Origin of the sequence: Nostoc sp. DedQUE04, assembly GCF_034530995.1 — a bacterium.
Classification (GTDB): Bacteria; Cyanobacteriota; Cyanobacteriia; order Cyanobacteriales; family Nostocaceae; genus Nostoc.
In genome coordinates this window covers 22,702-38,045 of sequence record NZ_JAVRCA010000063.1, presented here as the reverse complement: position 1 = coordinate 38,045, position 15,344 = coordinate 22,702, and the positions used below count along the sequence as shown (strand labels likewise).

The following is a 15,344-nucleotide window of genomic DNA, read 5'->3' as shown; positions in this document are numbered from 1 at the left end:
CAGGCATTGTTGTATATTCACCTCTATTTTGACTTTACGTAGATAATAACCTGATCTTACAGAAGTTCTGGTCATCTGTTGTTCTGTGAGATTTTTACTTTTCACTTTTAAACTCTCCACATTTATGATATCTGTCCCAACTATGCTATCAGGGGAAGGGTTTTGACTTAAGTAAACCTGCGCCAAATGTTACAATTAGACCTGATGCTCGGTTTTGTCAGTAAGTCTAGCTACCTATGGAAGGTAGTTGCTGGTAGGAGATTGGTCAATTTCAGCTTTAAAATAGTTAACCTATAACAGTGAAAATGTATTCACAGGTATCTATTGCTATCTAAGCCATGTAACATTTTAAATCTTATAACTTGAAGCGCAGATTGTAATCCCTACTTTAAGTTAATAATTGTAAAGGGAATAGGGGTTGACAAGATTGCTCATAAGTAACATGAAATACAGTACTGTTTGTAGTGGTATTACGGCTTAAATATGAACTCAAGTCAAAATTTAGACATAAAATCAGTACTTGACATACTAGAAGATCAAGTTCTTAGTTATACTGGAAAACGTTTGACTAAAGCTGAAAAGATTGTAATTGAAGGGTCTTGGCATGGTAAAGACTATAAGGAAATAGCAAGTGATTCTGGATACAGTGGGTATTATTTGCAGCAGGAAGTTGGACCACAGTTATGGACAACACTTTCAAAAGTTATCGGTAATGGGGTGCAGGTAAAAAAAATAACTTTAAAAAATATTTTGCTTAAAGTAGCAAAAGAGCATTGTATTAAGCTGGAAGCATCTAGGCTGGACGATGATTGTCTTGTGGGCAAGACGAGAATATATGGAGAGTTGCCTAAAGCAACATTTTTCTATGGTAGAAAAAAAGAAATTATTGATTTAAAAAAGCAAATTAATTTTTCTAAAAAATCTTGCATAGCCATAACTGGAATAGGAGGAATAGGTAAAAGTCTATTGGTAGCAAAAGTAATCGAAGAAATACTTTTAGATAAATCAGATGCATATGAATACATCGTTTGGAATACAGTTACTCGTTATTCCTCGATTGATGAAGTAGTCACTGAATTAATTAGCATTTTTGACCTAGAGGCAGAGGAAGAAACTCTGCTAGACAAAATTTCTTTGCTATCAAAACATTTTCATTTACATCGGTGTTTACTAATATTAGATGGTTTTGAAAAAGTGGCACAAGTAGAGAGTTTTAAAAGAAGATTAGAATATGAAGATTTTTTTGTTGGAATTACAAAAGGTCGTCATAAAAGTTGTGTATTAGTAACAAGTCAAGTGCCTTTAAAGGACATTGCTTACGTAACTCAAAGTTTGCCTATTGAATCTTTACGCTTGGAAGGCTTAGACTCAAATGCTGCAATGCAAATGCTACATGACAAAGGATTATTTGGAGACGGATGTATACAATTAATTGAAAATTATCGCGGAAACCCATCAGAGTTAGATACAGTTGCTGAACGAATTAATCGCATTTTTGGAGGAAATGTCCAAAAATTTTTTGATTATGAAACTACGGTAATTGGACCTAGACTTAAAGTAATGCTTAATATGCAATTTGGACAACCTGGGTTTTTAAGTGATCTCCAAAAACAAATCATGATTTTTTTAGCAGAAGAGCTATCAAAAGATTCAACTCCAATTCCTTTTTTTAAGCTTGTTAGTGGATTAAAAGAGCGATTAGGTTTAAAAGTGTCAGTTTCTGAAATAATAACAGCAATGGAAGCCTTAGATGAACGTTCATTAATTGAAACTAGTAGAAAATCAAGTAAACAGGAAGTTTGTTATAGTTTGGAGCCAGTAGTTAAGAAGTATATTTTGGTCGATGCACTTGGCTTGGTGTACGATAAGAAAAGTGTATCACAAACAAGTAATGGCGTTCAGGAGCGAATGTGAGCTACTGTATAAATCCTCTTTGTACTCAGCGCCATAATCCTGATGATATTGAAAATTGTTTAGTTTGCGGGAATTCTTTATTAATAAACAAACGTTTTCGTTTGTTACATCCGTTACGTTCTTTAGATAGAGATCCATATACTTATACAGATATTTTTGAGGTTGAAGACGTTGGTATTGTCGAGGATGAGGATGATAGCACAGAATCCCATCTACCCCCTCAAAGAAAAGTAATGAAAATCTTAAAATGGATAGACGAGCCTAAATTAGTTGAACTACTTCGACGAGAATCAATTTTATTACAAATTCTTGACCATCCTGGAATCCCTAAGTCTAATAGAGGAGATTATTTTGCTTTGAGGCTGAATGACAATCGTTTAGAATTGCATTGCTTAGTAATGCAGAAGTTTGAAGGAGAGGACTTAGGGAAGTGGATAAAATCTTATGGAAAAATTAATCAGAGTTTAGCACTTGATTGGCTTTCACAATTAATGGATATTCTTGATTTAATTCATCGCTCTGGTGTGTTTCATCGAGATATTAAGCCCAATAACATTATTTATCAACCCAACGGCAAATTAGCACTTATTGATTTTGGCGGGGCAAGAGATATTACTAGAACCTACTTAGCGAAAGTTAGCACTAGTGGAGGAACCAGCACAGGATTAGGTAGTGGGCATGAGATAACTATCGTTCGGACAGCTTGTTTCTCCCCTTTAGAGCAAATTAATGGGCAAGCTGTACCACAGTCAGACTTTTACGCATTGGGCAGAACTTTTGTTAACTTAGTTACTGGTATTCCTTTAATTCAAATTAAAAGCGATGAAAGAACAGGGAGGTTACTTTGGAGGAATAAAGCACCTCATATCGACAAATCTCTGGCTGATTTTATTGATGATTTGATGGCTCCCTTCCCAGGGCAACGCCCACAAAATACTCAAGTAATTTTGCAGAGGTTAAAAAGCCTTCCTCTGCAAAGCAAACTCAATAGATTAATTAAGTCTAAAAAATTTTTATTTAGTTTATTATTTACACTAATTGCTTTAGGGATTTTTGGAGGTTTCAAAGTATTTTTACCAGTAATGGCTAATAATTTATTACTACAAGGTAAAAAGTCAGAATTAGCAAATGATTCGCAAGCTGCACAAAACTATTTTAACCAAGCTATAGAATATAATTCTCAACTTCAACTTCCTGTATCCCAGTTTTATTTAGAGCAAGCCGCTCGTCATTTTAACAACCTCAAACTAGCGAGAAAATATTATGAGTTAGCCCTTAAATATAATGATAAAGATATAAATGCTTATAATAGTTTAGCTGTAGTTTGTTGGCAGCTTGGAGAAGTCGCTTGTGCCTTAAATAATTATCAGCATATTTTGAAGTTAAAGCCTAATGATTGGGAGGGATATTATAGGTTAGGAAGTTTTTATGATCAAGAAGGAAAAGAGGATTTAGCTCAAGAACAATATAAAATAGCGATTAAAATTAATAAGAAAGCAGTGCCCGCGCTCAATGATTTATCGCGCCTCAAAAATCTCAAAGAAGACTATACTCAGGCTACTGCATTAGCACTTGAAGGATTGCGCTTGACTGAAGAGCCAAAACTACAAGCTGCTTTATATAAAAATTTGGGTTGGGCAAAGTTCATGCAAAATCAGTATAACGAGGCAGAGAAATATTTACAAAAAGCCAGTGATTTAGACAGCAAGAGAATAGATGCTGTCTGCTTGCTGGCTCAGGTGCAAGAAGCTCTGGGTAAAATTGAGGATGCCAGGCTTTCATGGGAAATATGTATGCTTGCTAGGACTACTCAGCAAGATGTTTTCAAGTGGAGGCAGAAATTATTAGATCGCCTTACCAATAGCTCAAAAATCTCTCAATAGAGTGCATTTTTGCGAAAGTACGGATTTAGTTTATTTGTTTCGCTAGCAAACTTATGTATGCTATTAACAGGCAAGTAAATAGATAAAAGCTTTGAATGCAGTCTTTACTCAACCATAGGAAGAAAAAAGTTTTTAAGCTTCAAGTTGCAGCGATCGTATTGATATTACCATCAATACTACTTTTATCAAGTATTAGCAGCGCAGGAAGTCGGACTCAATCAGTAGCAGTAGTAAAAAGTGGGTGTCGCAAGTTTATAGGTCGAGTCTCTAGCTCAGGCGATCTCCACTTGCCAAGTGGAAGCCGACTGTGCCAAGGAGATCGGATTAATCCAGTTAAGGGAGCTACAGTCAAGGTTTTGTGCTACTTAAATGGAAATTTTGTATACCTGAAGCATAGTACCGTGTTCAAGGAGCCAGATACGTGTATAGTGCCTCAAGAGATAGCAGAGCTATGTACGGGATTAAATCCGAGTAATTGCTATAACCCTAAAGGGGCGGGTGAGGAAAAAGAAGCACCAACCCTAATAAGCCCTTATGGCAGTTCAATGTTAAGTACGCGACCTCAAATATCTTGGAGTGCTGTCTCGAACGTTACTAATTACACAGTAATTGTAAAGGGTTACGAATTTTATTGGGAAGCAACAGTAGATCGGAAAACTACTACACTGGCATACCCGAAAGAGCAAATAGAATTGCAACTTGGTAACACCTACAAAATTACTGTCATTGCCAACCGGAGAGGTTCTTTGATTAGTTCGGAGCCTTTAGTGATCAGTGTTTTGCCAGAAAAAGACCAAAAAGAAATTGCATACAAGGTAAAGCAGATCAATGAATTAAACTTGCCTCCAGACGAAGCCGCTTTTTTAGATTTAGATGCTGTATTTATGTCCAAAAGCCTTTTGAATGAATCGATTGAGACGCTGAAAGCACGAGTGGCAGCAGGAAGTCAGAACCCCACTCTTTACCGAGTACTTGCAGATCGATACCTAGAAGCATGGTTGCCAAATGAAGCGCTTCGCAATTATCAGGTAGCAAATGAATTCGCGAAACGCACTAGGAATTCAGATGAATTAGTTAGAGTGCAAGAAAGACTAAAGTTGATAGAATGGCACAATAGGTAAAAGTTGGCAACAATAGCAATCAGATGCTGGCATTGCCAATGCCAATATATAATTGTTGAAATTCTCGACAACTTATGGTTGTGATTGCACAAAATTTCACAGCCATCCACCAACGAGCAAGAACGAAGCCCAAAAATAAGGATGGCTGTACTTATAATTTGACATTAAATTTAATTGTGCCTGACGTAATGCCTCTGCTTTAGGAGTTCCGAACTTCAAGTTTTTGTAAAACTCTTCCATAAGTAAAGCAGTGGAGTCAGCATCTACCTTCCATAAAGTTGCTACTGTACTTCTGGCACCTGCTTGTGCTGCCACACCAGCAATTCCCAATGCTGATCTCTTATTACCTTTAGCGGTTTCACAGGCACTTAAAACTAATAGTTCAATCCCATCTTCATTGGTTTGAGCGTTTAATTTTAGTAAGTTATCAAACTCTAGTACAGTAATTGGTTTGTTCCAAGTAAAAAACATTGTTTTCTGGGGGTCAGAACTAAATTGAGCATGAGTAGTTAGATGAAGGATGGAAAAATGATTTGTGCTTAACTGTTGCTCAAGTGCTTGGCTGGTAAACTTTTCATTCAACAAGACTGTTGAAGAATTAGTTTGTTTTTTAACATCTTCTACCTCCTGTTTCACTCTTAGCAATGCTTTTAAGCCTTCGGGAGCATTTAGGGCGTTAAAGCTGGGACTAAATTTAGATAGTCCAGCAATTAAGGCTCTTAACTGTTCCTTGGGTAAAAATTTAGGTGGTCTAATCCTAGAACCTAAAGTTTGAGCAATGCTGTAGCGCTTGAGTAAATAATGTTTGCCGTCATGAAGCAAACCTATTGGTAAGCTTTGGAAAGATGTATCTAAAGTAAACACTAGCGTCCCTGATGGAGGTAAGTATGTCTTGACGGGTGCAATTAATAAGTCATAAAGTGATTGAGAAGGCGAAATAATCAAATTCTTATTAATAGAAGCTAGTCTAGAAGATTGTAAGATTTCTAATAGATTATCGACACTAGTTTTAACTAGCTTGGAGCCAACAGAATGGTGGTGAAAGGAGCCATCAGAGGACTGGACAATTACTTCTACGCTGTTATCTAAATCAATAATGTGAACTACTGTTAGAGGGGTGGACAAGTTTTTAACTTCATTTAAAGGGATGATGTCAAGTTTGCCACACTGAAGAAAGTTTTCTAATTGAGCGATTTGCAGCCGTTCGTTTGCCTGAATTACTCGTTTTAAATTAGGGTTAGGAGATGCCAAGAGCAATCGCATATACTCCCGATATACAGGCTCCACTTTTTCTTGGAAGGATAATTGTAAATCTGCATTGTTTGGCAAAAGATCATCACGCACTTTAGTTACATTATCAATTGCTGCACTGTAAGCCTGAAGGGCTGTATCGTATTTTCCTTGTTTTTTGTACAAATCCCCTAACTGCTGCTGCCATTGATAAGCAAGATCCGATGATTGACTTAACTGAGCTTGGCTCAAAGCTGCCTGAAAATATGCAAGTGATTGCTCTGGTTTTAACTTGCCTAGAGTGCCGAAGCTATCTGACTTTAATCGCGGGTTATTTAGTCCTTTAGCTGTCTGCAATGCCTCTTCAGCATATTCGATAGCTATTGAGTGTAATTGTTTGCTTGCAATCTTATTTAAACTTTTAGCAAAATTTAGTTTGGCATAAATAGAATTGCTAGCTGGTAGCTGATCAAATGCCGAAGAATTGTTTAGTATTAAAGTTGTTGCTGGCTGAATCTGATGATTAACTTTAGTGCGAATATTGTTTAACTGTGTATTACCGGGATTGGACTCTGCTGCTAACCAATTATCAAAATTTAATAGTAAGCTTAAACGGTGTAATTGAGCTTGTAGTTTTACTCCGATTGGAATATTTGGGATATCACTCACCTGTTGATAAATATCAAGGGAATTAAGTGCCTGATACTGAACTATATTAACAATTTCTTTTTGAAAAACGGGTTCTTCTGTCTGAAAATATCTATTTTGGGCTTGCTTGTAAATAGATTGCTCAACTTTCCCTAAAGATAGCAAAATTCTGCTAATATCAGCCGAAGGTGTTTGCTTGGCAAGTGAGAGCGTTTCTTTTAAAACTATTTTTGATTCATCTAGCTTACCTATTTGGCGTAAGGCTTCTCCTAAATGACGCCATCCCAATAAGTAAACTGGTATTGGTTTTTGCTTCGTAATCGCTGTATAAAGTAGTTGTTTTAGGGATTCAGTCGATTGTGCCGGAGCAGTAGTACAAATCCCAGCATTTTTATCTAACTTTAAGGCTTCAACAAGCGTATGACATGTACGAATATTTGCACCTAAAGCTTGTAAGGCAACACTTTCATCAATTAAGCTTCCACTAATCTCCTCTTGATTATCTAATTGACGGTAAATGCTTGTAGCTTTTTCCCAAATTTCTAAAGCTTTGATTGCCTGACCCAAATTTAATTGCTTGTAACCTTCCTGGGTCAATACTTGCGCTTGATTGTGTTGTTGTGCTTTTTTGCTTGAAGTTTGAGCGGGGGTAATAGAAGGTTGGCTTGCAACTATTGACAGACCTAGAATTCCTAACAACAAGTACTTGAAGCAGTATTGGAACTTAATCATTTCTCTGTACTGTTTTTATGGTTGGTGATACTTCTGATGTATAAGATTCTTGACGACATTTTGAGGCAGATAATGCCGAAGCAACGGGGGTGGCTGTATTAGGGTCTGCTATCAAGACAATTCTTCCATTAGAGTCTATTGTCCAGGCATTAGCTTCTACGATCTCTAGGGTTTGTTCAACTGTTGCTGCCTTATGTTCTTCCGAATTGTTCTTCTCAATCAGAACAGAGTTATTCTGCCGCTCATAATTGTTATCTGGCATCTCGTCAGAGCTAGATGGAAAACCGCCTCTGCTACTGATTACTAATTCACTTGCTGCTACACCTGACCGCCCCTGGCAGTTAGAGTCCATTTCAGGAGTTTCCTGAACGACCTCTGGTGCTGCTTTAATGCCCCTGGAATCAATAGCAAGTCCATTTATCTGAACTGTGCCATTGATTCCAAACTCAGAACTGGCTTCAACTAGACTATTGCTAGAGAAAAGAAACCCATCACGAACATTTATTGAGATATTTCCACCGCGTCCTCCAAAAGCATTGGCTGTGATAGTGCTATTTCCCAAGCTAAATAAAACATCTGTGTCTACAGTGATGTTTCCACCATCACTATTAGTGCCTTGCTGTCCAGCAGTTGCAGAGATAATGCCATTGTCTAATCGAACTAATTTTGAGGTGATATCAATATTACCCCCTTGACCGACAGCAGTAGTTGCTGTAATACCACCGTAGTTCGTAATACTAATTACATTAGCATTAATGTTTACTGTTCCTGCATTGCCAGAACCATTATTTCTAACTTCAACTTGAGCACCATCTGCAATCTTTAAACTTCTTGTGTTAATAAAAACGTTTCCAGACGAGGCATTTGGGGGTTGTTTCAAATTGTATAGATATGTTATAAAGGGATCTCCAGGGCCTACAGAAGAGGTAATTTTGGTAGGGTTAAAAGAAGGATTAACCGAACCTACTCCAATAGCCTCAACAGATTCAGAAGCGTCAATATTTATAGTGCTAGAGTTACCATTTTGTAGCCCAGATGCTGCTATTGCAGCTCCATTTTCGATAACTATTTTTCTGGTTTTAATATCAATTTTGCTAGCATTTCCAGAAGAAATAGATAGTGAAACTATAGCACTTCCCCCAAAAAACGGAATAGTTTCTATTGAAGAAGAAGATAATATTAAACCAGTGTTTCCTCCTGAAAGTTTTATAGTTTCAAGAGCATTTACACTTAAATTACCTCCTTTTCCATTACTAGCAGTTAAGGATTGTAAAGCCCCTCCATCTCTAATCAAAAGTTTCTCAGTAGATAAACTAACATCACCTGCGTTACCAGAGCCGTAGCTTGCAGTTTGAAAAACAGAACTTATCCCAGAAGTCTCATTAGCTGCTTGACCAAGTATTTCAACAGATTTAGAAGAGTTTATAATTAAATTTCCACTATTGCCAGAGCCAAAGGTTAAAGGATTAATTATTGCAGAGTTCCGACCAATTAGTTTATTAGATGAGATAACAATATCAGCCCCTTTGCCAGATTGAGTTGTAGTTATAATGCCTCGATTAAGTCTTATCGGGGATAGAAAAGGCAGTGTGGCATTAAAAGATGTTATTCCTGTTAAATCAAGAGTCTCAAACGCATTTATACGTATTGCACCTGAGTTAAGAGAGCCAAAATTCGCAATTAAAGCTAGTGATCCGTCTGTGAAATTTATGTTTCTGCCTTGAATATGAATATCTCCGAAGTTAAATCCACTAGCATCTAACAAAGACTGTTTAGCAAGATTAATATCTTTAAAGTTGTTTACTCCTTCATAAGAGAAACTCCATCCTGAAAAACTAGGTATTAATCTAACCGTACCCTCCTCAACACTACCTACTTCAATTACACCAGAGGGGGTTGTCACTATACCACCATTAAATAAGACATCGCCTCCTATCAAGGCAAAAGTTTTACCTGGTTTCAAACGTAACCCATTTTGGCTTTCTCCTGGACCTATAAAGGTAATAGAAGCTCCAGCCTGATTACTAAAAACAAACTGAGTGTGTCCAGTTCCTTCTAAATTAATAGAACTTGAATTTTTCGCAAACTGTAATCCTAAAGGAATATTAACGCTAAGTAATGTATCAGATTCAGGATTTTTAGCACTAAAAGAACTACCCTCAGCAAAATTAATAGTATTAGCTGTACTGGCTAAAAAAGAACCACCAATATTCAACTGTGCATTTTGTCCAAATACAATTCCATTAGGGTTGATTAGAAATAAATTAGCTGTACCATTTGCTCGAATTAAACCATTAATTTCAGAAGCATATTTCCCTGTTACTCGGCTAATAATATTCTGTATATCTAGAGCGTTATTAAAATATGCAGTTTCACCTGTAGGCAAAGAAAAGTTTTCAAAGCTGTGAAATAGATTATTTCCCGCTCTGCTTCCTTTATTGATAGTATTGGTATTGCCTTGAGTTGTAACATTAGAATTAGTAGTAAGAGTAGTATCGGGGATAATTTGTGCAACAGTTGGGGATGAAAATGACAGCCAGTACAGGGCAATAACTTTAAAAACCCAGGAGCTACTTTTCCACCGTTTTAGCTTAAGTCTCGTCTTATTCTTAAACTTCATTTTATTAACATAAAAACGCGTTTTTCTAGAGCAATATTATTAGTATTTGAGATGGGAGAGAACTGGTTTTCCTGTAACTATAGCCTGCTCTACAATATCGGCAGCACGACTAATTCCCCCAGACCTATGAATAGCTGTTTGTAATCTCAGTGCATTCTGCTTAAAAGAGTCTTGTGCAAGAACTTGCTTTATAGCCGTTCGCAGTTTAGAAACGCTTACACTAGCCACAGGTACAAATTCACCAGTGCCAGTCCATGCTATACGTGCTGCTACGCCCGGCTGGTCATTTGCAATGGGAATGGCAACTATAGGGACACCGTTGCTTAAAGATTCTAAGGTCGTATTCATGCCTGCATGAGTAATTGTAAGGCTCGCTTTTTTTAGCAATTCTAGTTGAGGTGCATATTTGACGACTAAAGGTTCTCCGGGAAGATTAGATAACGTCTTTGGTTCGAGTGCACCTCCTGAAGAAATTATTAGTTGAGCGTCTAATCCTTCACATGCTTTAGCAATATCATGAAAAATGTATTGTAACTGATTTTGTACTGTACCTAATGATGCATAAATTAGTGGTTTTCCATTCAACTTATCATAGGGAAAATTAACCTTTTGACGCCCTGCGTCATCATATAATGGCCCTGTGAAATGAAAGTGTTGCGGTAATTTATGTCTAGGAAATTCAAACTCAATAGGTTGTTGGCTAATAATTGCTAGTTTAGAGTAAGCCTCGCACGAAGTATACTGAAGAGGCAAGTTCCACTGTCGTCGATACTCGTTCACTACTTCCTGGATGGGTTGTGCGAACCTACGAAGTACAGACATAGCTAATTGATTGCGTAGAAGCGCCCACCAACCTTGTTTATAACTCCAAGTTGTAAAAAATGGAGGAATTTTGTCTTCTGGATAAAGTGTCAAAGCACAACTGACGGTAACAAAGGGAATCTGCACAAACTCTGCTACAGTACTTCCTTCTAATTGAGTTTCATCTAGCAGCAATGCTTCCACACCAGACTCGCGGAGGGCTTTTGGTACTGTTCGGAGGACGACAGTAGCAGACTTTTTATACGCGTTGATAGAGTAGACGAGTGCAGCAATACCATTCATTTTCCCTATTTGATCTAGCATTTTTGCTATAGCTCCTAAAGGAAATTCCGATTCTGCGAGTGCCCAAAACTCTAATCCTGCTGCTTGAACATAACAGCGAGCATCAAGTATTCCTAAAATTGTGACTCTATGACCGCGGCGTTGCAGTTCTCGCCCCAATGCTGTCATTGGGTTAAGATGTCCAGCGCTGGGTGGACAGAGGATACCAAAATGAGTCATAGTTATAAACTTTTTTCTACATGACTATCAACCGCGATCGCCCCAAGTATTATTGCATTTCTTGATTACAACAACCATCTCTGCAACACATCGCCTTTTAATTAAGTATTAAACATAGATAAAAGGTGTTGAAGTTAGCAGTATCCAGTATCTGTAGCTTGTGATTGCGGATACTGCCTTTGCTTGTAAGCTAATGCACTATAAATGTGTAAGGAATATTGGTGCTTTAGTTTGGCAATACTCGGAATGCCAGCAACGTATTTTTTGTAACTCATAGAAATTATGGAAACTCAGCTAAATCGGGAACCCAAGAAACACAATAGACAATCATTTTTCATTAAAAGCCGTTGCTTGTATTATTATTGACAGCGTTACTAGTAATTGACAAAAGTAGTTTTGTTGCAACAAAACTTTCTTTTGTAAGAATTGCTGATTTCGCATCACCTTCACAAGTGAAAATCATGATTTTCACCCTGAACTTAAGATACCAACACTTATTAGCTTGATATTAGATGTTTAGGATATCAGGAAATTTTGATCAATAGCTAAAGCTGATGACTGGGAGTTGTGATCAGTAATAATCTTTAACCTCCAAATACTCTGTCTTGGGCTTAAAAAAGCAAATACACTCTTTATTCGCTTTGGATGTAACGAAAGTTTATATCCCCTTTGTAGCCAGAAGCTTTCGATAAAGTATTCTTCCATCGGTGCAAAATATAAAAAGCAATGAAAAACCCCAACCTGTTTAAAGGATGGGGGCATAAATAAAAACTCTATATTCCATGATGACACAATTCAATATTTGTTCAACTGCTGTCAGCCTGGAGGTGGAATAATGAACAAACCACCATCCAGAGGCAAGAAAATTACCCCTGCGAAATCTGGTGAACCAAAGCTAGCCACCGACTTTGCTCCCGAAAATACTTCTGGCCAAGACAACCCAGCATTAGCAACGATTACGGTGACTGCTGTTGAAATAAGAGAGTTGACCGAAGAAGAACATAGCTTACGCTTGCAATTGGAACGTCAGGTAGAAAGGGCATTTTTGTCAGCAGGTCAGGCGTTGATGGAGTTGCGGGATCGCAGATTGTACCGTTCCACGCACCGGACTTTTGAAGAATACTGTCGCGATCGCTTCAATTATAGTCGTGATGCGGCGTACTTGAAGATTTCGGCAACTGTGGTTTATGAGAATCTCCAAAAGTTTTTGCCGACCATTGGTCGGCAAATTCCAATGCCGACCAACGAACGACAATTGCGCTTTTTGGCGAAAGCCGAGTTGGAACCTGCTGTGCAAGCGGATGTATGGCAGCAGGCAGTAGAGCAAGCTGGCAATAAGATTCCATCTGGTCGCATAGTGAAAGATGTTGTGGATAGGATACGCGAAAGGACGAAAGTACCCAATCCTGGGGGAGCAATGCGATTTTGTTAGACGACTCAAAAAAAGTGCGATCGCTAATAACCTTCTTCAGTATAAAAAGATATTGGCTACATAGTAGATAGTATTAATACTTAAAGTATCCGAATAATGAAGAGCGTCTGTAACATCAGTTTGGAGTACTATTTTTTTGTGGGTACGAAAAAAGGTAGAATTCCCTTTTAGCAATAGTTTTGAGATAGTAAACGCCTACTTTGATGAAAAAAGATATATATGCAACTTTAGATTTAACTAAATCCTTAGAAGATTTTAAACTTGAGGTTACGAAACTTTTAGAATTAACTAATGTCCGAGAATGGGATGGGCAAATTGTCAAAGAAAGAGAACAAAAAATTAGAGATGCAGCCCTGATTTTAGCTGGTCAATCTATCGCCTTGTTTTTATATAATCTTTCCCAATCTCAAGAAGCTCTCGATACAGCAATAACTCAAACTCAAGGCTGGTGGCATCCCCAAACGCAAAGGCATGGTTTAAGAAAAAGACAAATATTGACAGTAGGAAATGTTTTAGTGACTTTAATTTTACCCTATGTAGTAAGAATCACTGAAAAAAATGATAAAAATAAATCCGAGAGCCAAGGCTTCTGTCCATTTTTAAAATGGTTGGGTATGTCAGAAGGCTTAACACCATTAGCCTGGTCAACTACTGCTCAATATGGTGCAATCACTAGCTCATTTGAAGCCGCTTGTACAACTTTGACGGGTTGGGGAATTAACCTTAGTTTAAAACGAATTGAACGTTTAACATATAAATTTGGACAAATTGGAATCAACTTACGTCAATCTAAAATCTTAAGTCGGCAATTAGGGAATTTAGCCGAAAGTAATATTCTTAAAGACCAAAGAGTTGTCATCGCCGTAGATGGTGGTCGGAGTAGAATTCGAATTAATAAAAAGGGGAGAAAAAATTCCAAAACCAAGCGACACGGGTTTATCGGCAAATGGATTGAGCCAAAGTTATTCACAATTTATGTTGTTGATGAGCAAGGTAAAAAAATAAATACTTCTGAAATTCCTATTACGAATGATGGCACTTATGAAGGATATAAAGCGCTTTTGGAGATTTTAGAAGTGTATTTAGTTGATTTGGGAATTAGTCAAGCAAAACAAGTCTTATTAATCGGGGATGGAGCGGAGTGGATCTGGATACATATTCCCTCACTTTTGACAAAATTAGGATGCCCAGTTGAAACTTATCAGCTATTCGATTTTTATCATGTTACAGAAAATATAAAAGTATTTGCAGACGCAGCTTTTAATGAAGAAGTACAGTCTAAAGAATGGTTTATAAAAGTTAGAAAGAGTTAAAAAAAAGGTAAAGCTAAATCCTTAATCACCCAGATGGATGAGTTGATTGCTGTAGCTACTGGAGAGCGGTGTAAGATTATGGTAACTAAACGAAATTATATTTTAGATGCTTATCGTAAAGGGCGTTTAAATTACGATAAAGCAATAAATAAAAAACTACCTATTGGCAGTGGTGCAATTGAGAGTTTAATTCGCCAAGTTATAAATTTAAGAATCAAAGGAAACAGTAAATTCTGGTTGAAAGAAAATGCAGAAATTATGTTACATCTGCGTTGCCAATGGATGGCTGGAAGTTGGGATAATTTTTGTGGTTCTATCTTTAATTCCTTTATCAAACCCCAAACTGCTTGATAAATTTTATACTTTTATTCTGTCTTTAATAAACTTTTTGTCATACTTAATACTAAGTATAAAAGACTGATTGCAGATATTTTTATAAATAATCGTCAAATGACTTGCTAGCAATCTTTGTGAGATATCTCATCAAGATTAATTCTCATGTAAAGCAGTATTTTATTTGTAAATAAAATCACCTTATATCTAAATATAATTTTTAGCGATCGCACTTTTTTTGAGTCGTCTAACAAAATCGCATTGCTCCCCCCAATCCTCACCATATTGGTGAAATATGCATTCTTCTGCCGAAGGATAACCCAGAACTGAGAGGAAAAGGCGGTTATTGGGGAGTAGTAACTCATGTTGGAGACTATAGCTGTACAGTTCAAACCTGGGATGGTGACTATACTGTAAAAATCGAACACCTGAAATCACTGGAACTGCTTGATGAAGATTCCCAATTCATGCAGCAGTTATGTGTGAGGTTACGGCAATTGCATCAAGTGTTCAGCCGTGACGAGGCTGTGGATTGGCTGTTGCAGGGGTTGGGGAAACAAGCTAAACCTTATTTATCTTCGTTGCAGGCAAAATTGCTGGCGACTGTGGAACGGGAGTACAACCTTGTGTGGAAGCAGCAGAAGTAAACTTGATTCTTAATGCAACAATGCAACAATTAACTCGTTGTATGAAAGCGACCACTTCAATGAGCGAAAAACTTTACGCTATTCCAAAACAGAAAAAATGCTAACGTACTTCATTATTTTAAGCATTGAATTGTATCTACATAAATAA

At 37.3% G+C, this 15,344-nt stretch carries 9 protein-coding genes and 1 pseudogene; 6 read left to right on the top strand and 4 right to left on the bottom strand.

Going from position 1 to position 15,344, the window contains the following annotated elements:
- Nucleotides 1-483: 483 nt before the first annotated feature.
- The 3 genes from RM049_RS30910 to RM049_RS30900 all read left to right on the top strand — a co-directional run bounded on the left by RM049_RS30910 (nt 484) and on the right by RM049_RS30900 (nt 4,918).
- Complete coding sequence (locus RM049_RS30910) at nt 484-1,914, top strand: NB-ARC domain-containing protein (protein WP_322706887.1); 1,431 nt, start codon at nt 484-486, stop codon at nt 1,912-1,914.
- Entirely contained in the window at nt 1,911-3,797 is a 1,887-nt protein-coding gene (locus RM049_RS30905; RefSeq protein WP_322706886.1) for a protein kinase domain-containing protein, read from the top strand. The genes RM049_RS30910 and RM049_RS30905 overlap by 4 nt, the downstream gene beginning before the upstream one ends.
- 95 nt (nt 3,798-3,892) lie before the next feature.
- A complete protein-coding gene (locus tag RM049_RS30900) occupies nt 3,893-4,918 on the top strand; it encodes a hypothetical protein (protein WP_322706885.1) in 1,026 nt (341 codons plus the stop codon).
- A gap of 96 nt (nt 4,919-5,014) precedes the next feature.
- Here RM049_RS30900 and RM049_RS30895 read toward each other — a convergent pair whose 3' ends face one another.
- The 4 genes from RM049_RS30895 to RM049_RS30880 form a co-directional block, all read right to left on the bottom strand.
- The gene (locus tag RM049_RS30895; protein WP_322706884.1) at nt 5,015-7,528 is read right to left on the bottom strand and encodes a CHAT domain-containing protein; all 2,514 of its coding nucleotides are present in this window, start codon (nt 7,526-7,528) and stop codon (nt 5,015-5,017) included.
- Nucleotides 7,521-10,148, bottom strand: a complete 2,628-nt coding sequence (locus RM049_RS30890) for a filamentous hemagglutinin N-terminal domain-containing protein (RefSeq protein WP_322706883.1) — start codon at nt 10,146-10,148, stop codon at nt 7,521-7,523. The genes RM049_RS30895 and RM049_RS30890 overlap by 8 nt, the downstream gene beginning before the upstream one ends.
- Before the next feature lie 39 nt (nt 10,149-10,187).
- Nucleotides 10,188-11,471 carry a glycosyltransferase gene (locus tag RM049_RS30885; RefSeq protein WP_322706882.1) on the bottom strand — a complete coding sequence of 428 codons (1,284 nt, stop codon included), beginning with the start codon at nt 11,469-11,471 and terminating at the stop codon, nt 10,188-10,190.
- Between the two features lie 134 nt (nt 11,472-11,605).
- Nucleotides 11,606-11,746 (bottom strand): hypothetical protein, encoded by a 141-nt coding sequence (locus RM049_RS30880; RefSeq protein ID WP_322706881.1) that lies wholly within the window; start codon nt 11,744-11,746, stop codon nt 11,606-11,608.
- Nucleotides 11,747-12,306: 560 nt separating this feature from the next.
- Here RM049_RS30880 and RM049_RS30875 point away from each other — a divergent pair.
- The 3 genes and pseudogenes from RM049_RS30875 (at nt 12,307) to RM049_RS30865 (ending at nt 15,196) form a co-directional block, all read left to right on the top strand.
- Complete coding sequence (locus RM049_RS30875) at nt 12,307-12,903, top strand: hypothetical protein (protein WP_322706880.1); 597 nt, start codon at nt 12,307-12,309, stop codon at nt 12,901-12,903.
- A gap of 203 nt (nt 12,904-13,106) precedes the next feature.
- Nucleotides 13,107-14,567: pseudogene (locus RM049_RS30870) on the top strand (ISLre2 family transposase).
- A gap of 449 nt (nt 14,568-15,016) precedes the next feature.
- Nucleotides 15,017-15,196 (top strand): hypothetical protein, encoded by a 180-nt coding sequence (locus RM049_RS30865; protein ID WP_322706879.1) that lies wholly within the window; start codon nt 15,017-15,019, stop codon nt 15,194-15,196.
- Nucleotides 15,197-15,344 lie beyond the last annotated feature (148 nt).

Bases quoted from the DNA above. Each gene is read 5' to 3' on its own strand.
- RM049_RS30910 (WP_322706887.1), top strand. From the start codon at position 484: ATGAACTCAAGTCAAAATTTAGACATAAAATCAGTACTTGACATACTA.
- RM049_RS30900 (WP_322706885.1), top strand. From the start codon at position 3,893: ATGCAGTCTTTACTCAACCATAGGAAGAAAAAAGTTTTTAAGCTTCAA.
- RM049_RS30895 (WP_322706884.1), bottom strand. From the start codon at position 7,528: ATGATTAAGTTCCAATACTGCTTCAAGTACTTGTTGTTAGGAATTCTA.
- RM049_RS30890 (WP_322706883.1), bottom strand. From the start codon at position 10,148: ATGAAGTTTAAGAATAAGACGAGACTTAAGCTAAAACGGTGGAAAAGT.
- RM049_RS30885 (WP_322706882.1), bottom strand. From the start codon at position 11,471: ATGACTCATTTTGGTATCCTCTGTCCACCCAGCGCTGGACATCTTAAC.
- RM049_RS30880 (WP_322706881.1), bottom strand. From the start codon at position 11,746: ATGAGTTACAAAAAATACGTTGCTGGCATTCCGAGTATTGCCAAACTA.
- RM049_RS30875 (WP_322706880.1), top strand. From the start codon at position 12,307: ATGAACAAACCACCATCCAGAGGCAAGAAAATTACCCCTGCGAAATCT.
- RM049_RS30865 (WP_322706879.1), top strand. From the start codon at position 15,017: ATGCAGCAGTTATGTGTGAGGTTACGGCAATTGCATCAAGTGTTCAGC.